The sequence below is a fragment of the Vibrio sp. 10N.286.48.F5 genome, assembly GCF_041469785.1.
Lineage (GTDB): Bacteria > Pseudomonadota > Gammaproteobacteria > Enterobacterales > Vibrionaceae > Vibrio > Vibrio crassostreae_C.
Genome location: NZ_JBFRLG010000036.1, coordinates 19,645 through 38,197, shown reverse-complemented (window position 1 = coordinate 38,197; position 18,553 = coordinate 19,645). Strand labels below are relative to the sequence as shown.

Annotated in this window: 14 protein-coding genes and 1 pseudogene; 9 read left to right on the top strand and 6 right to left on the bottom strand. The window is 44.2% G+C overall.

What is annotated here, in order from left to right; genetic code table 11:
- Positions 1-10: 10 nt before the first annotated feature.
- Positions 11-832, bottom strand: a complete 822-nt coding sequence (locus AB4185_RS18745; RefSeq protein ID WP_017064254.1) for a phosphate ABC transporter substrate-binding protein — start codon at positions 830-832, stop codon at positions 11-13.
- A 482-nt stretch (positions 833-1,314) separates the two neighbouring features.
- Here AB4185_RS18745 and AB4185_RS18740 point away from each other — a divergent pair, with 482 nt between their 5' ends.
- On the top strand, positions 1,315-2,958 hold the full coding sequence (locus tag AB4185_RS18740) for a methyl-accepting chemotaxis protein (protein WP_372135751.1): 1,644 nt from the start codon (positions 1,315-1,317) through the stop codon (positions 2,956-2,958).
- Positions 2,959-3,065: 107 nt separating this feature from the next.
- Here the strand turns inward: AB4185_RS18740 and AB4185_RS18735 are convergent, their stop codons facing one another.
- Together AB4185_RS18735 and AB4185_RS18730 are read right to left on the bottom strand one after the other, a co-directional pair.
- A complete protein-coding gene (locus AB4185_RS18735; protein WP_102332719.1) occupies positions 3,066-3,953 on the bottom strand; it encodes a lipase secretion chaperone in 888 nt (295 codons plus the stop codon).
- Positions 3,954-3,991: 38 nt separating this feature from the next.
- The gene (locus AB4185_RS18730) at positions 3,992-4,933 is read right to left on the bottom strand and encodes an esterase/lipase family protein (protein WP_372135750.1); all 942 of its coding nucleotides are present in this window, start codon (positions 4,931-4,933) and stop codon (positions 3,992-3,994) included.
- Between the two features lie 481 nt (positions 4,934-5,414).
- Here AB4185_RS18730 and AB4185_RS18725 point away from each other — a divergent pair.
- Positions 5,415-6,661: pseudogene (locus AB4185_RS18725) on the top strand (SGNH/GDSL hydrolase family protein).
- A 115-nt stretch (positions 6,662-6,776) separates the two neighbouring features.
- On the opposite strand, the gene AB4185_RS18720 reads toward AB4185_RS18725, so the two are convergent.
- Positions 6,777-8,108: a DEAD/DEAH box helicase gene (locus tag AB4185_RS18720; protein WP_372135749.1), complete on the bottom strand. Its 1,332-nt coding sequence runs from the start codon at positions 8,106-8,108 to the stop codon at positions 6,777-6,779.
- Between the two features lie 361 nt (positions 8,109-8,469).
- Here AB4185_RS18720 and AB4185_RS18715 point away from each other — a divergent pair, with 361 nt between their 5' ends.
- On the top strand, positions 8,470-8,736 hold the full coding sequence (locus AB4185_RS18715) for an Lpp/OprI family alanine-zipper lipoprotein (RefSeq protein ID WP_017064250.1): 267 nt from the start codon (positions 8,470-8,472) through the stop codon (positions 8,734-8,736).
- Between the two features lie 157 nt (positions 8,737-8,893).
- On the opposite strand, the gene AB4185_RS18710 is transcribed toward AB4185_RS18715, so the two are convergent.
- A complete protein-coding gene (locus AB4185_RS18710) occupies positions 8,894-9,868 on the bottom strand; it encodes a L,D-transpeptidase family protein (RefSeq protein ID WP_029235850.1) in 975 nt (324 codons plus the stop codon).
- A 346-nt stretch (positions 9,869-10,214) separates the two neighbouring features.
- On the opposite strand from AB4185_RS18710, the gene deoD reads away from it, so the two are divergent.
- The 4 genes from deoD (at position 10,215) to AB4185_RS18690 (ending at position 15,713) form a co-directional block, all read left to right on the top strand.
- A complete protein-coding gene (gene deoD / locus AB4185_RS18705) occupies positions 10,215-10,925 on the top strand; it encodes a purine-nucleoside phosphorylase (RefSeq protein WP_017061880.1) in 711 nt (236 codons plus the stop codon).
- A gap of 82 nt (positions 10,926-11,007) precedes the next feature.
- Complete coding sequence (locus AB4185_RS18700; RefSeq protein WP_017064249.1) at positions 11,008-12,477, top strand: lactate dehydrogenase; 1,470 nt, start codon at positions 11,008-11,010, stop codon at positions 12,475-12,477.
- A gap of 186 nt (positions 12,478-12,663) precedes the next feature.
- Positions 12,664-14,133, top strand: a complete 1,470-nt coding sequence (locus AB4185_RS18695; RefSeq protein ID WP_065583795.1) for a hypothetical protein — start codon at positions 12,664-12,666, stop codon at positions 14,131-14,133.
- Positions 14,133-15,713, top strand: coding sequence for a GGDEF domain-containing protein (locus AB4185_RS18690; protein ID WP_017072413.1), 1,581 nt, complete (start codon positions 14,133-14,135; stop codon positions 15,711-15,713). Before AB4185_RS18695 ends, AB4185_RS18690 begins: the two co-directional genes overlap by 1 nt.
- A 32-nt stretch (positions 15,714-15,745) precedes the next feature.
- On the opposite strand, the gene AB4185_RS18685 is transcribed toward AB4185_RS18690, so the two are convergent.
- Complete coding sequence (locus tag AB4185_RS18685) at positions 15,746-16,648, bottom strand: DMT family transporter (RefSeq protein ID WP_065583794.1); 903 nt, start codon at positions 16,646-16,648, stop codon at positions 15,746-15,748.
- Positions 16,649-16,898: 250 nt separating this feature from the next.
- Between AB4185_RS18685 and AB4185_RS18680 the strand changes: the two genes are divergently transcribed.
- On the top strand, positions 16,899-17,294 hold the full coding sequence (locus AB4185_RS18680; protein ID WP_065583793.1) for a DUF3302 domain-containing protein: 396 nt from the start codon (positions 16,899-16,901) through the stop codon (positions 17,292-17,294).
- Entirely contained in the window at positions 17,294-18,424 is a 1,131-nt protein-coding gene (locus AB4185_RS18675; protein WP_050650987.1) for an HlyD family secretion protein, read from the top strand. Before AB4185_RS18680 ends, AB4185_RS18675 begins: the two co-directional genes overlap by 1 nt.
- Positions 18,425-18,553 lie beyond the last annotated feature (129 nt).

Below are 18,553 nucleotides of genomic sequence, written 5' to 3'. Positions count from 1 at the left end.
TCAGTTAAGATTAGTTAACTGTGATGTAGCCTTTCTTACCAGCGATAGCTTGAGCTTCATCTGCAACCATCCAATCTAGGAATTGTTGAGTTTCAGCTGTTGGAGCGCCTGCTTTGTAAAGAACTAGGAATGGACGAGCAACTTTGTAAGAACCGTTCTTAACGTTGTCTACAGTCGCAGCAGCGCCGTCGATAGTTAGAGCTTGAACAGATTCGTCAACTGTACCTAGAGAGATAAAGCCGATAGCGTATGGGTTGCTTGCTACAGAAACTTTAAGTGCGCCGTTACCGTTTGCAACTTGTGCACGTTGAGAGATAGCCGATACTTTCTTATCGCCAATCTTCTTCTTAAGCTTCATGATGTCTTCGAATGCACCACGTGTACCTGATGCAGTATCACGAGTGATTGCTACGATTGGTTTATCAGCGCCGCCAACATCTTTCCAGTTAGTGATGTCGCCTTTGTAGATTGAAGTGATTTGCTCAGCAGTAAGAGCAGATACTTCGTTGTTCGGGTTAACAACAACTGCGATACCGTCACGAGCGATAACTAGCTCTTTCAGGTCAGCTGTTTTCTCTTCTTCTTTTAGGTCACGAGAAGAGATACCAAGGTCAGCACTTCCATTTTTTGCTGCTTTGATGCCTGCAGAAGAACCTGGTGCTTGAATTTCGATGAACACTGGTTCGCCTTTATTCATGTAGGTTTCTGCAAAAACTTCAACCAGTGGAGAAGCACTGTTAGAGCCAACTACAGAGATAGTTTCTTTAGCTGAAGCTGTATTCACTGTTAGAGCGCCTAGTAGTGCGATTGCACCGATAACTGTCTTTTTCATCACAAATTTCCTTTAGTGGCGTTATTGCCGTAATGTTTTGCTTGAACGAGGCCTACTTTAGAATCCGAATGTGACAGTTGTGTTTCACTTAATTGAAGCCTATATGACAACTACAAATTAATGGCTAATTTCTCTCCTACTCGATGAATTGATAGTCGCGTCCCCATCAGATGCAGTTAGTGAATGCAGGTCTCACCATCGTTTGAGCACCAAAAAGCTAGATTTCCTTCCCTATTTATATCGAATACTAACCAATATATTTCTCTATTTATCAATCAATTAGCCCTAACACGATGGATAAAAAGATCCACCTTTATCGCCATTTAGAACAATAAACAACCATCTATATCAAATACCTATCGCATATAACGAAATCAAAGCCTTTACTGATTGAATTGTCAGTCTCATTAGTTAGAATCGCCAACTAATTCTAATAATAATAATAATTCTCATCTATTTGTTTTATTCAAGAAGGACATTACATGCGCCAACTTCTCAGTGGCTTATCAATCAAAATACAAATTCTTATACCCGTACTATTTTCCGTCGTTTTACTTTTAGCCGGTGTCATTATCGGTAGTGAAAAGCTAGAAAGTGCATTCAAAGATGTATCAGTAGCGACCGACCAATTAATCTTACATAAAGAAGAACTAAGCGAAATCGTCGACAACAGCTATGGCATGCGCATCAAAGCGATTTACAGTCTATTCAATGCTGATGACGTAAAAACACTGGTTGAAACACTAAACCAAAAACGCGACCAAAATACTCGCCTACTGAATTCATTAGACACAGTGCCAGGCATGCAAGATGAAGTGGCCGCGATGAACAAAGCGATGAATCACTATGTCGACTTTTCTCGCACCACCATGCTTCCTCTATTAAGAGCGAAACACGGCGATACATCACTCTCTTCAGATTTTGAAAACCGCTACCAGATCGCAATCGACCAATACCGACACGCGGGTAATGACATGGTGCAAGCGATCAACACGCTTTCTAAAAAGTTGAATCTGCTTGCGACTCAAGAAGTCGACATCAATGGTCAGCAACACACCAGCACACTCGATACCGCAACCATTGCGCTTCTAGTGATCCTATCTGTAGCTCTAATTATCAGTTGGACGCTGGCTGGCATCATTGTTAAGCCGATCAGCAATATTCAAGCAACCATGCGCGAAGTGGCAAAAGGTAACTTGTTAGTTAAAGCAGAAGAGTATGGCGACAACGAAATCTCACGCCTAGCGCAAGACGTAAACCAGTCTGTTGAACAGCTGCGTGACACGGTAAGCTCGCTGTCTCGAATCAGTATCGAAGTGGCTTCTGCGTCGACAGAGCTAGCGGCTGTAATGACACAGTCCAGCGTTAACTCAGACCAAGAGAAGCAAGAGGTGGAGCAAGTTGCTTCTGCTGTGAACCAATTGGAAAGCACAGCAGCACACGTTAATGAGAACGCAGTACAAGCCGACTCAGCGTCTAAGCAAGCTGACGAAATGGCGACACACAGCATGAGCTTGTTTAATGAAAGCAACAAAGCTAACGAACAGATGGCGATTCAGCTAAGCGAAGCCGCAAATGTTGTGGGCACGCTAAAAGAGCACTCTGAACAGATTGGTAAAGTGATTGAGGTAATTCAAAGTATCTCTGAACAAACTAACCTGCTGGCGCTTAACGCAGCAATCGAAGCCGCTCGTGCAGGTGAAAGCGGTCGTGGTTTCGCAGTGGTTGCTGATGAAGTTCGAATGCTAGCGGCACGTACACAAGATTCAACCAAAGAGATCCAAACCATCATAGAAGGTTTGCAGGTTCAATCCGGTAACGCGAATGAAAGCATGAGCAGCTCATTATCTATGCTGGAACACAACCAAACTCTTGCAGGTGAAGTAAGCGCGGCGCTTTCAGGCATTGCTAACTCGGTAACGGACATGACTGAGATTAACACTCAGGTTGCCTCTGCCGCCGAAGAGCAAAGCCAAGTAACCTCAGACATCAACCGTAACATCTCAAACATCTACAGCCTAGTAAGCCAAAACGTTACCGGCATTACTCAAGCCGCTGCAGCAAGCCACGAGCTTTCTAACCGAGCAGAACAACAGAAGCAGCAGTTGGATTACTTTAAGGTATAGGCTTCAAGGTACGAAGTTCAAGGCAAACAGATTCAGGCTGTATGCTCTTTAGAACTCGCCGATAAACAAAAAGCCAGCCATCATGGCTGGTTTTTCGCTTTTAGACACTACTGACGAGATTCAGCCGCTCGAATTCTTTCAATCGCTTCTACCCTTCTAAGCTGTTCTGGTAGGAAATGTTCAGTCCTAAGTTGCGCAATCTTCTCTTGTTGTTCGGTTTTTGATAGGAATGAATCTTTCAAGACATCATTTCGTTCTGCGAAGTAGACCTCTAACGAGTCTTCAAAGGCCGCTCTTTGTTTATCAAGTGCTTCAAGTCTCTGGGTTGCTTCTTCACCGACAAGTTCGCTTCTCTTTAAGTATTTACCCTGTTCATCGAGACCTTCAGAGCTAGAGAGCTGTTGGAGTAACACCTGATTCTGGTGACTCGACTGAACATAATCAGGTTGCTCAGATAGATAGGATTCGAGTCTTTGTTGGTATTCTTCATCCTCTAATCCCTCCTGTTTCAGAAGTAACTTTTCTAAGGCGATTTCTCTCATTCTGTTGTCGTGCGTAAACAGAATACTTATCTCGCTCTCACTGAAAAACTGAGCTTGGAGGTCAAGGAGCGCTTGATTGAGTGCACGTAGATCATCAGCGGAAATGGATGTGGTACCGAACTGCACGTCCAACGATGTCAGTGCCGACTTATACTCAAGATATTTGGCAAACAGTGCTTCATCAACCACGGTTGTTGATGATTGTTCGTGGTGTTTCGCCACGTTGTCTCGAATACCTTCAAGGGTTAATTCTGTATTACCTGACACGAAATATTCCATCATGTCTTTTGCTGATGCGTTATCGATGTCGGTATCTTGCTGAGAGGTGACTTTCAATGAGGAGACGCGTTGTTCGTCGTCAGTATGTGTATCTTGATTATTTAGATATAAAAAGACCGCCGCTGTGCTCATCAGGGCTATCGTGGTTATCGACAAAATGGCGGTCTTTTTCATCATACTTCCCTTGTTTTCTTATTAAACGGCTTTGCAGACTACAAGCCAGCCAACTTCAATCGATTGGCATGCTGACGATATAGTGTTACAGGATCTGTCTCAAACAAGTGGTGAATTCCCAATAACCCATTAATCTCATCTAGGTGGTTCATTTTGTAATCATCACCAATCACTTTGCCCAAATGCGCGCTGCATGCTCCTACTAAGCCATCATTAGGTTCGTTGAAGGTTAAGCCTAGGATTGTCATCGCTCCGTCGGTAGGATCAAGAAGGTTGGTAAAAGTGGAAGACCCTGTCCATGAATAATAATAAACGCCGTTACTTGCTTGCCACTCACCATCGCCACACTCAGACGTCGGAACGCCCTCAGGGTAAAACTGGTTGAAGGCTAGCGAGCCTTCTGTGGTCAATGCTTCAAGAGAAGCGAGGCCGTCTTGGTCGAGATCCGTTCCACCAGATAAAAGGTTAATCAGTGTCGTTAATCCACCTGCTAATTTAACCGCGATACCTTCTGTGACAGAGCCTTCAGATACGTTCCCTCGAACGAGATCAGCGACCTTAGAACCTTTATGCACACCGCCAATACTGGTCACTGAAGCAACAAGATCAGGTCGAACTGACGCAACATAACGAGCCGTAGGCCCACCGTGGCTATGACCAACCAGATTCACCTTACTTGCTCCTGTTGCAGCTAACAGCGTTTCAACTTGGCTGAGTAACTGTTCACCACGGACCTCTGAACTGTTGGTTGCAGAGACCTGAGCGACATATACGTTCGCGCCATCTTTGGTTAGGGATTCAGGTACGCCATAGAAATAGTCAACGCCCGCTAATGTATCGAAACCAAACAGACCATGTACCAACATAATGGGGTATTTCGTTTCAGTGTATCCGCTGGCTTCTAATGCTGATGCGCTCGTTCCGGCATATACGCCAAAACTGGATAGGCAGGCTATCGTCCAAATTAATATCTTTTTCAATGCTCTTTCCTTAAACAGATTAGACCTCTGATGAGTAAAAGAACCGTAGATGATGATTTTATAAAACAGAAAGTAACGACTTCATATTTGTGATGGCGAACTTGAATTAAACAGGTGCGATGAACATCAGGCAAACAGAATCAGGAGAACAAAACATAAGCAATTGATTAAATTAACATTTAACTAAGGTTGATGAGATTGTTCTTTCAATATCCCGACTCAAATATCAATTCAACATTCTCAATAAACCAAAATTATTCGACAAATAACCGTTTGGAAACAGGTATTTTTCAACCAAAAACTCGTTGATAACTTGAGGCTTATTCCATTAACGACACACCATAACCCTGAATATATTGACGCTAATTATTGATTTTAGATATAGGTCGTACCAGTTATTTACTTATCCACTTATCAAGAAACAAGCAACAAGCAACAGCGTTTCTGTTTGGCTCATCTAAATATAAAAGAGAATACAGTGATGAAAAATACGGCTCTAATACTCACGTTAGCCCTGCCTTTTGCCGCTTATGCCGCTGAAGACTCAATACCAACACCTGAATCGATTACATCTGCACAAGTACTCAGTGCACAAGGCTCAGAGACCTATTCATATGTTAGATGTTGGTATCGAACCGATGCCTCTCATGATTCCCCAGCCACCGACTGGAAGTGGGCAAAGAAAGAGAGTGGTGATTACTACACGATCAACGGATATTGGTGGTCTTCTGTTTCTTTCAAAAACATGTTCTACAGTGATGCGCCTCAATCTGAAATCAAACAGCGTTGCGAACAGACGCTCGACATCCAACATGACGCCGCTGACATCACCTACTTTGCCGCAGATAATCGCTTCTCTTACAACCACTCCATCTGGACCAACGATAACGCGTTCCAGGCCAATAGCATCAATCGTATTGTCATCTTTGGTGATAGCCTGTCCGACACTGGTAATCTATTTAATGGCTCACAATGGTTTTTTCCGAACGCAGATTCGTGGTTTTTAGGGCACTTTCGAATGGTTTAGTCTGGACGGAGTATTTAGCAAAAGCGAAAGATGTCCCTCTGTATAACTGGGCTGTGGGTGGCGCCGCAGGTACCAACCAATACGTGGCATTGACTGGTGTTTATGATCAAGTCACCTCTTATCTGACCTACATGAAAGTCGCCAAAAACTATCGTCCGGAAAACTCACTGTTTACTTTAGAGTTTGGCCTCAATGACTTCATGAATTACAACCGAGAAGTCGCCGATGTAAAGGCTGACTTTAGCAGCGCGCTGATCCGCTTAACAGAATCTGGTGCGAACAATATCCTGCTGTTCACCTTACCCGATGCAACCAAAGCCCCTCAATTCAAATACTCTACCGAACAAGAGATAATAAAAGTTCGTGGCAAGATCTTAGAATTCAACCAGTTCATCAAAGCTCAAGCCGAGTATTACCAAGGTATAGGGAAAAACGTGGTGTTGTTCGATGCAAGTGCGTTGTTCGCCAGCATTACCGATAACCCAGAACAACATGGCTTTCGAAACGCGAGCGATGCTTGTCTTAATATCAATCGAAGCTCAGCCGCGGACTACTTGCGAAGCCACAGCTTAACCAATGACTGTGCCACCTATGGTTCAGACAGTTATGTATTTTGGGGCGTGACACACCCAACTACAGCTACTCATAAATACATTGCCGACCACATCTTGGCGTATTCGTTCTCGACGTTCAATTTCTAACTAAATATCGAAAAGTAATGGCTGAGCCAAGGTCGAGATACAAAAAAACCGCCTAATATTGGCGGTTTTTATTTATGTCAGTTTTACTAGCAAACGCTTTAAAACTGGCTGGTGATTACTCGTCGTCCACTTTTGGTGCGACTTTCTTCTTAGGGATAAACACGGTATCACCCACGGCCACATTTTGGTGGAAGCTCTTATCGCGCTTAACTGGTTTCTTCGGCGTTTTCTTCGCTTGAGTGTTGGTCTTATTCTTAGCAGGACCGCCTTTAGCAAACGCAGGTTTACGAGGTTTAATGCCTTTGAATTTACCTTTTAGGCCTTCAAGTACAGAGAAGGTCAAATCTTGTTGAAGGTAAAGTTCAACACGCTTGAAGCTGTCCCAGTCTTTTGGACCAACCAAAGAAATCGCATCGCCTTTGTTACCCGCACGGCCAGTACGACCTACACGGTGCACGTACTCTTCCGTATGCTTAGGCATATCAAAGTTGATAACGTGGCTCACGTTTGGAATATCAATACCACGTGAAGCAACATCGGTAGTTACCAAGATCTTGTAAACCGCACGCTCGAACTGGCTCATAATAGCATTACGTTGCGTTTGGTTTAGGTTACCACTCAGTGCTACCGCTTTAAGCTTCTTCTCGTTCAACTTATCTGTTAAACGGTCAGTATCAGCGCGTGTTGCTGTGAAGATCATTACCTGACGGTATTCAGCTTCTTCCAGTACACGGTCTAAAATCGCTTCTTTGTGATCTAGGTGATCACATAAGTAGAATTTCTGTGTGATATCTAAGTGTTGCTCGTTAGAAACACCAACAGAGATACGCTTAGGTGCGTCTAGCATTTCATTTGCAATGCCATTTACTTCAGCGTGATCTAACGTTGCAGAGAACATCAACGTTTGACGACGACGGTGTTTAGCTGCATTGGCAATGCGACGAAGTTCTGGAGCGAAACCCAGATCAAGCATACGGTCCGCTTCATCAAGGATTAGCGTTTCAACACCATCTAGGAACAATGAACGATGTTCTAGGTGGTCAGCAAGACGGCCTGGAGTCGCAACGATAAAACGAGGGTACTTACGCAGTGCTTTAACTTGGTCGTTAAAGTTCTCACCACCTAAGATAAGCGCCGCTTCATAAGACAGACCACCAAGCATGCTACGCAGTTCGCCGTAAACTTGCTTCGCTAGCTCACGAGTAGGAGCCAAAATTACACCACGAGGATCTTTAGCAGAAAACGCTTTTGTTTTTAATGCTTTATGTATCATTGGCAACACAAACGCCAATGTTTTTCCTGATCCCGTTTTTGATGAAGCCAATAGATCCTTACCAGCAATAGCAACAGGGATCGCTTTTGATTGGATCTCTGTCGCCTTCTTGAAGTCGTAATGTTTTAAGTTCTTCAGTAAGCGGTTATCTAAGCCTAAATCTTTAAAGTGCAAAGGACTCTCCAGTCATGATGGTATTGAATAAAATTAATTTAACGTGACATGATACCGCGAAAGTACTTTATAAGGATAGAGATCACAGTAAATTTATCCCTTTATCTATCTTTAGCTAGAACAACGTATGCATTGCTAGCAAAGGGATAGCTCTCCAAAAACACCTTCAAGTCGTCTCTAAATCCTTCATCTCATAAATGAGACACAACGTGATACTTAGCTAATTAACTCAAAAATTTAGCAATTTCTTTAGTTATTGTTTTTGCAGTTAAAAAATTAGTCGCTACAATCATTAATGAAGCGACTATATGATAAAGAATGTATAGCGCATCTTTTGATGATAAATAAGCAAGGAGTTCTTATGAATAAGACGTTAATCGCAGCTGCAGCATCAGTTTTCATTTTAGCCGGTTGTTCTTCAGAGCCAGAAGAAGCTGCAGTGTCAGAAATGGATCAACTAACTAACCAAGTCGCTCAACTAACAAGCGAAGTTGAAGCACTTAAGAGTGACAAAGCAGCCGCAGAAATGAAGGCTCAAGAAGCAGAAGCAGCCGCAATGGCAGCGAAAGAAGAAGCGGACCGTGCTAACGACCGTATCGACAACATCGCTGAGTCTTACACTAAGTAGTTTGAGATCTAATCGCGATTAAGCTGTAGATTAAATAAGTCGCAAAAAGCAGTATATAGACAGCACCACTTCTTATCGGATGTGGTGCTTTTTTTGGGTGACACTAATGCGAGTAAACAAGATAAAACCGCCCCTTGTTGCAGAAGAGGCAATCGAATTAAAACTCAATCACAGGTGGTGCTATCTCTACAGGTACGCCGTTTTGAGCAAAGATAACCGCTTTCGCCTTTGAATTTGGCAGTTCTGCGTCTTCAAGCCACCATTTTAGTTCCACAGGGATCTGTAATGATTTCTTTGAACCATCACTTCGAGTTAATGGCTCGTGCGCTTCTACAAACACACTTCTATCAGGCTCTAATGACACCTTAATCGGCTCATTGATAATGGTGACCTGTTCACCACGGTTCACTTGCTCAAACAGCCACTCAATGTCTTTAGGTTCCATTCGGATACAACCAGAGCTAACTCGTAAACCTATCCCGAAATCTTTGTTTGTACCATGGATCAAATAGTCGCCAGCGCCATAAGCAAGCCTCAAAGCGTACTCTCCCAATGGATTTTCCGGCCCGGCAGGAACCACTCTCGGTAATTCAATGCCCTTTTCAAGATACTCGTTGCGGATTGAATTTGGTGGCGTCCATGTTGGATTCGGTCTTTTTTGGCTTATCTTGGTGATCATCTCGGGAGTATCACGCCCCACTCGACCGATGCCGACAGGGAAAACATGCACCTGATTTTTCTCAGGCTCAAAGTAATACAACCTTAACTCAGCAAGATTGATGACAATCCCCTTTCTTGGGGTGTCAGGCAAAATCAAGCGGCTTGGAATGCTTAACACATAGCCTTCCGCGGGAAGAAAAGGATCCACCCCTTTGTTGGCTGCCATTAAAGAGAGAAAACCAATATCGTATTGCTTGGCAATGATGGCCAAGGTTTCGCCCGCCGCCACTTCATGCTGCTGGATTCTGCCCACAATGCGGCTTTCCGTTGGTGGCAATTCAAAGGTTGCAGCAGACACCCACGATGAAGCTATCCCGCTGGCAAGCAAAGTAGTTCTTACAACAAGCGACACCGCCCTGTGAAGTCGTGTTTTCATTGACGGCAAAGGCGTCGAGTTAGCGCAATGCGACATACAAATCCTTGGTTTGTCTTTTATCAAAGTTTAGATTATCTCTGATCAAACGTCTCTACAACGTATTGTTGTCTCGAAACTGATAGACAACAAGTTTATGTGTGGGCCTTTTCCTCTCATTCGCTTGCAATTAACCCATACAAAATCGATTGCCTTTACGCTTTCAACAGATTTAGTTATCAATATTAATAAAACTATAATGGCAGACCTGTTTTGTGACTAAAGTCTCATGGATCCACGTTCTAACTCGCTAATATTGCCTCAACAAAACGAATTCAATTCAACAGAATCGGTAATTGATTAAATCCTGTTCCTATAATTACCGTTTAAACTTTGGAGAACGACCATGGCTACACCTCATATTAATGCTCAAGCTGGTGATTTCGCAGAAACAGTACTTATGCCGGGCGACCCGCTTCGCGCAAAATACATTGCAGAAACATTCCTTGATGACGTGAAGCAAGTTTGTGACGTTCGCAACATGTTTGGCTACACAGGCACTTACAAAGGTAAGAAAGTTTCTGTAATGGGCCACGGTATGGGTATCCCATCATGCTGCATCTACGTACACGAGCTAATCGCTGAGTTCGGCGTGAAAAACGTTATTCGTGTAGGTAGCTGTGGCGCGGTACGTGACGACGTTAAACTAATGGACGTTGTTATCGGCATGGGTGCATCTACTGACTCAAAAGTAAACCGCATTCGTTTCAACAACCACGACTTCGCTGCTATCGCTGATTTCGGTCTTCTAGAAGAAGCAGTAAACCAAGCTCGTGCACAAGAAGTTCCAGTTAAAGTTGGTAACGTATTCTCTGCAGACCTTTTCTACACTCCAGAAGCTGACCTTTTCGAAAAAATGGAAAAGCTAGGCATCCTAGGTGTTGATATGGAAGCGGCTGGTATCTACGGCGTTGCTGCAGACCTTGGTGCTAAAGCACTAACTATCCTAACAGTATCTGACCACATCATCCGTGGTGAAAAACTAAGTTCTGAAGAGCGTCAAAAGTCTTTCAACGACATGATGAAAGTTGCTCTAGAGACAGCAATCAACATCTAACGATTTGATAAAAGATACATTGAAAAGCGTTACCCCGCAGCCAGGCTCGCTTGGCTGCTCAAATAATCCCGAGGGGGAGATCGTGTCTAACGACAAGCTGCCAAAAGATGCGGATGGTTTGCAACTCAACTTTTGTAAAACATTGGCGTGTGACAACTTTGGCTTGAGCGATGCAAAACGGTATGTTTTGCAACACGCGAACCCTAAGCGTCCAGCGATGGTTTGTCGTGAATGTGGAGCTTTCCCCCCCTTACTTAACAATCGTGAAGTGTTAAGCGAACTTCATCGCTTAAGACAACTTCACAGCGACGGGCTCCCTGCTTGTCGTAATGATGATTGCGATAACTTCGGCTTATCGGTTCATACCCATAAACATCTTTATCATGCCTTCGGCTACAGTGGCGACAGGCAGCGTTATCGATGCAAAGACTGCCAAACAACCTTCGTTGATAAATGGTCTGGATCCAATAAAAAACTCCAATTTCAAGAGAACCTCATGGGCTTACTGTTCATGGGCTATTCCGTACGTGAAATCTGCCGAAAATTAGAGATCAACCCAAAGACTTTCTATGATCATGTTGACCATATCGCGAGCCGTTGTCGTCGTAAATTAGCGATGATCGATGCACGATGGGTTAACCATGCGAAAGATTACGAGTTCGCATCTCACTACCAGCGTCTGCAACCACAAAGTAACAACGGTGTGGTGTGGATAGCGACGGGCGAGGCGCATTCTGGCTATATACTTTGCCAACACGTTAACTACTCTCAAAATGAAGAACCATCAGGAAACGTCGACCATAACCCTTATGATGATGTGGCACGATTTGTATCCAAAGAGCACTCTTCAGAAGCAAATCTCGAACTGCCTCAGCCCTCTGACAAACTAAAAGAGCGCATTGAACAGCAGTACCAAGTGATTCTTGCGAGAGGTAACGTTGAGGACCCTATGGGTAACCTCACCACATTTAGTTACCCTTCAAAAGGCGCTCTCATTCGACCGCCTTATACCTCTTATGCTCACTTCTTACATGTGTTGGATATGTGTAACGAAGACAAGCATGTCGCCATCTATATGCCACAAGATCCATTACTAAGATCTGCCGCTTTAAGTGTATGTTTGCCGCGCATTCAGAGTCAAAATATTGACCTCATGTATGTCGAAGAAGATTCAGGCTGGCAAGACGACCAAAGTTTTGAAAAGATCGACATCGTTCACATGAGTTGGTGGCGAGATCGCTGGGCTATTGCCAATCAGGGTGATAACCAGAAAGGTATCTGCTACCTAACCGGTAACAATCCAGAACCAAAACAGTGGTTTAACACAGCCTCAATTCAACAAACTAAGTTCTATCAACAGCGCTTTCAGTTGTTATTTGATAGCTTTATTAATGAGCCCAGACGTAAGCTTCGTCCTGGGGGCATTCTTCCATTGCTCGACATATTTAGAGCTTGGCACAATCTGTGCTACCAAGATAAGCAAGGGCTCACGGCAGCACAACGCTTAGGCGTAGCGGAGCTGCCATTAACTCTAAAGCAACTACTTTCATAGCAACAAAGCCTCTAGGTAATTATTCGGGAACTCATTGATTTTAAAGCGACAACATGAGGTAACACCCATAATTAGAAAAGATCGATGTTCCTTTGACGCTCTACGAAAGATAATTGGTGCTTATCTCAAATTACACTCTTATAATGATTGTGTTATCAATATGTTCGATAATCATGGATGTAAGTCTTGGACAAAAATCAGTACCTTCTTGAAACAGAATTAGAAAAACTCAAAACTCGAGTCGACTCTGAGCCATCGGTGATCCTAGAGATTGCCCAACAGTGCCTAGTCCGATCAGAGCAAGTTCTGTTTGAAGAGGGTGCCATCCAGTCATTAATGTTAATGGCAAGATGTAGCTGGAACCTGATGGATTACCAAAAAGGTTTAAAATACATCAAGGAAGCCTACAAGCGCCAAAGCCGATTAGATACCGATCTTTTTCTGCCCGAAATCCTCCATTTACACGCGCTCCAGTTCTGGGGACAAGCCAAGTACTATTCCGCCCAACAGTTCTGGATCAATGCTTTAGAGCAGTCCGCGTTGGTTGATGAAGTCGAAATTCAAATTGAATGCCTCATTGGCCTTGGCAATATTTGGCGGATGACCCACGAATATAAACTTGCACGTTCTACCCACCAGCTTGCCGTTAAAGTTGCTAACAACAGCCGCATTGGTTGGTTAGAGGGTAAAGCCAGAATACTGCTTGCGTGGGATTACTACCTGCTCAACAACTATGTTGAAATGCTGTCGGTATTGGACGGTGCAGAAGAAGCATTAAAAGACCATAAAGATAACACTTGGCATGCAGAGGTATGGGACTTTCGAGGCCTTGCCCTACTTGGTCTTGAACGCTTAGATGACGCGGAGCGCGCCACGGCCAAAGCGCACAATCTGGCAGTTAAACACAACCTAGTTTGGATGAAGGCGCACTCATACATCAGCCGAGCTAGATTGGAGCTCCTGAGAAAAAGACCAGAACAAGCGGCGGAATTACTGAGGCTCGCAGAACAATCCGCAAACGAGTTCGATAATGGCGAGTTGCTGAGCCAAATCTGTTACCAACAATCCTTGGTGGCGGAAGAAAACCAAGACTTCCAAGCCGCGCTCGTCGCCTTTAAAAAGTACCGTCAATATTCTATCGGCATGCTCAAAGAGCAAACGACACGTGTCGGTTTGGACAAAGCACGCAGTTCAAAACGCCAACTTGAACAGAGAGCACGAAAACTGATTAATCGTATTCGCGGTCAGCACGAGTACGATCCTGAAAAGCACCTCTCTTACGTTGTCTCTGAAACCTTTTGGTGGGAAAAGTTGGTGCTGTTCAAGACAGAGCTTAAACGTTCAAACCACAGCATCATTATGTTCCATCATGTCGATACTGATTACTTAGATGTCTGTACCGAGATTGCTCATGCTTTATGTAACCAGAATGACTTCATCGCAAGGCTAAGTTCTGAGCGTGTGGCCCTTATGCTTTCCGAAAAAGGCGAAGCCGCAGAGCAAACCTTCCAAACTCTCAGCACCATGCTTGATATCTATCCATGGCATAGAAAAGGACTAAAGGGTTCGAAACCGACCGTCAGCCTCAATGATATTTTGACGTTCCCGTTCACGCTTGAACAATTAGAAGAAGACGATGCTGAGGTAATAGAATAATGGAAACTCTATTAAGCAAGATCACAGACGCCGGTTTAGACCCTTCATCAGTATCAGGTGAAGAAGCGATCATCTTCTGGAACCACATTCGTCAGCACGTTTCGACAACGCAAACAGAGCAAGCGCACTGCTATATCATTAGCTCTGAATACCGTGCCGAGTTACAACAAAATCAAACCAGTATCGAAGAGTTGAGACGAGCACTCGATCTGCTCCACCTTCCTGCCGATATCGAAGATATTCTGACAGTCAAAACCAGTTTAAGTGACCGCTTAGTTGAAACTGGTGATTACACCTCAGCACTCAATGAATTCGTCAGTTCATCGACTATCGCGGTTGAACACGGTCATATCGATGAGTATGTATTAGCTATTTTAGGCATGGGCAACCTGTGTGATTCCTATGGCGATCACAACAGAGCACTTCGTTACTACCAAAAAATCAGCAGCATAGACCATGCGATAAGCAGTCGCTCACTTCGCCTCAAATTCAAGCTGCATATGGTAGCAAGCCTACTTCTACTCAATCGCATTACAGCAGCCAGCGATTTACTGAATGAGTGCGAAGAACTGAGTATTTTGGTCAGTGACAAGTTGCTCACAGCTCAAATACTGCTTTACCAAGCAAAGGTGCTGCGCGCTAAGAAAAAACACCATGAAGCGCTACGCTGTCTGTCTAAGGTTCAATACCCAGCCAACAGCACTCAAGCAAGCTGGCTTGCAACCATGACTCGTCTAGAGCTCGCACATTGCCTAAGTGCAACCGGCAAGCAAGACTACGCGAGCATGATTTTGTCGAGCACAGACAAACGCGTGAAAGCCTACTCGTCGCCAGTACTTGCAAAACGATTCTACGATTCGCTGAGTGATGTGTGTATGAATCAAGGGCGTTTTCAAGAAGCGCTAAGCTATGAGAAAAAAGGCTACCGAATTGAAACCGATCTGATGAAGCAGATCCCGATCAGTGAACTCGGTGCAAGCCAGCTACGCCGCCTGTCCCGTTTTGAATTACAACTCAAACTCATTCTCTCTGAACAAGAGAACAAAGAGTTGAAAGAGACGACTGAACAACACAAGAATGCGGTGGCTCAGCTTCAACAAGACGTATTCACCGATCCATTGACAGGGTTACACAACCGTCGCTGGTTAGATGTGAAATTGAAAGACATGCTGCTGCACGATACCTCTTTCGCGCTGATGGTTATTGATATTGACCACTTCAAGTCTATCAATGATGAACTGAGTCACTTAGTGGGTGATAAAGCGATTGTTAGTGTGTCTCAAGAGCTGCGTTCATACTTTAAGTTTAGAGGCGCATCGTGTGTCAGGTTTGGTGGAGAAGAGTTCCTCGTCATTCTAGAGAACACTGATCTCCCTAAAGCAGAAATGCACTCTGAAAATTATCGAGAGCGCATCTTCCAATTCGGTTGGCATGAGATACTTGGGGAGCGCGGTTTGACCGTGAGTATCGGTATCACTTTACATCGTGACGGAGAGAATACTCAACGTACCTTCTACCGTGCCGATAAAGCGCTATACCGAGCTAAAGCCAACGGCCGTAATCAAGTGTGTACAGAGTAATGGCATGTCACTCTGTAGCTAAGGCCAACAGCTTATTGAAAAAAGAACAGAGAAATACCAGCAAGGGCGGCAAGCGTCCCGATGATACTTTGTTTTGACACTTTCTCCCCTTTCAGCGCATAGATCACCAGAATAAAGACCGGGCTGGTCGCTATCAACGTTTGTGCAATCGCAGGGTTAGCATTTTTCAACGCCACTTGTTGAAGCCATAAAGCGAGAAACGTTCCGACAAAGATTGCCCCTAATAACCACAGTTTATCGAACCTAGTCATTTCCCATAGGTCTCTTTTTATCGATGAATACGGCTTCTTTTCAACAAAAGGGATAATCAGCATCACAGCAAACACGCCAATCGTCAGGCGAATCAGCGCACCTAACAATGGTGGAATATCACCCGCCACTAGCGCGTAGTGAGAGATAACCACACCAGATGCCTGACAGACACTCGCCACAAGCCCATAACCAATGCCACCCCACTGCTCTTGGTCATTCGATTTACCGCTCACCGATTTTGATGGTTGGAAGACAACGAAGGTCACCGCCAATGTTGTAATCACGACACCGAGCCAGCTTTGCACTGTCAATACAGCGCCAAGGAATATTAATGCCAACACACCAGAGAGAGGCGGGGCTAAAGACTCCAGTAACAACGTCTTATTAGCACCGATTCTTTTCAACGCTGCAAAATAGGCGCTATCTCCAATCGCAATGCCAATCACACCTGAAATTGCCAATATCAGAAAATGGTTGGTACTCAGTTCAAACTCCGGCATCGGTATAAGAGGCATCACCAGCAACATCATCCCTGACGCCACTACACCCTTAACAATGTTCAATTGCATCGCAGAGAAGCGATGTCCAAATTGCCCATAGATCCATGTCGCACATGCCCACACAATTGCAGCGCCAATGGCCGCCAATTCACCTATATACATCCGTATTTGTCCCTTGTGGTTATGCCCGTCATTCAGAATCTTAACTGTCATCATTTCAGCTTAAATACCAACCAGAAAGTCGAAATAGCCTCTTCAAACGCGATGAGAATTTATAAGATTCATCAATGCTTTTATTCGCATTAGAAGCGACAACACATTATTTTCAACTCGGTAAATCATTTTTATAACAATTGCTTAGATGATAGCGTAGTATATTTATAACTAATATCTAACATTACAAGGATCTGTTATGTTTTTAGACTACTTTGCACTCGGTCTACTGATTTTCGTAGCATTGGTTATCTTTTACGGCATCATCGTTATTCACGATATTCCCTATGAAATAGCTAAAGAACGCAACCACCCTCATCAAGATGCTATTCATGTCTCAGGCTGGGTTAGCCTATTCACCTTACACGCTATTTGGCCATTCCTTTGGATCTGGGCAACGCTGTGGCGTAAAGATCGTGGTTGGGGCTTCGCTAAATTAGAAGAAGAGCAACACGATATTCATCATCGCGTCGATATTCTCATCGAGCAAGTGAGTACCCTTCAGGAAGAAATCGCCCAGCTCAAGCAAGCTGGTGCTGGGCAAAACAGTTCAGAGAAAGAGACCAACAACGTTCAAGATCAGGAGGCTAAGTAATGGATTTACTGCTGATAATGACCTACGCGGCACTTTGTATCACCATCTTCAAAGTATTTAATATCCCGCTCAATAAATGGACCGTGCCTACCGCCGTTCTTGGTGGTGTCGTCATCATAGGTACTTTGATCCTACTGATGAACTACAACCACCCTTTCACGCAAATTGGTAATCAAGTTTACTCAACAACGCCAGTCGTTTCAGGCGTTAGGGGTAAAGTTATCGAAGTGCCAGTAGAGGCAAACAAACCTCTGAAGGAAGGGGATATTCTTTTCAAAATCGACCCAGTTCCATTCGAAGCTGAAGTTGCAAGATTAGAAGCTAAAGTAAAGGAAGCAAGCCAAGGTGCGCTTGGAATGGAATCTGAAGTGGCTGAAGCTGAGGCTGCAAAAATCAAAGCCATCGCAGAGAGAGATAAAGCCCAACGTGAATTCTCTCGTTACAAGCGCGGTTATGACAGCGGAGCCTTCACTGAGCAACAATTAGATACTCGCAGACAAGCTTACAAGGCATCAGAAGCCGCCGTGAAAGTGGCAGATGCTAATCTAGAACAGGCAAAAATCGCCTTAGACTCTGAAATTGGTGGCGAGAATACAGCCGTTTTAAGCTTACTGGCTGAATTGCGTAAAGCTCAGTTTGATTTAGAGCAAACCGTGGTTCGAGCTCCCACTGACGGATACGTTACGCAGCTAGCATTGCGCCCAGGCGTTATGGCAGTGCCGCTTCCTTTAGCTCCGGTAATGACGTTTGTTCACACAGAAGAACAATTCTATACCGCTGCGTTCAGACAAAACTCCTTACAACGCCTGCAACCGGGTTACGAAGCTGAGTTCTTGTTTAGAGCATTGCCAGGGAAGATATTCAAAGGACGTATTGATGAAGTGATTCCAGCTATTGGTGAGAGCCAATTCCAAGCTAGAGGCGCGCTTCTAGGTACTGATGCGTTGCGTACCAGTGGTCGTGTGTTTGTTAAATTGAGCATCACTGATGATCTGTCTGACTACCATTTACCTATGGGTACCGCGGTTGAAGTTGCCGTTTATTCTGACAGCTTCACTCACGTGTCTATCATGCGTAAGGTCCTTATTCGCATGAAGAGTTGGCAAAACTATCTATACCTAGACCACTAAACGGGCGTAGATATGTGACGAACCCGCTTAACACATTGTTAAGACGAATGAAAAAGCCAGACCCGCTCTGGCTTTTTTGTTGCTTGATTAACCGTAAAATTGCGCTTTTTACACGATATTTAGGTGTTC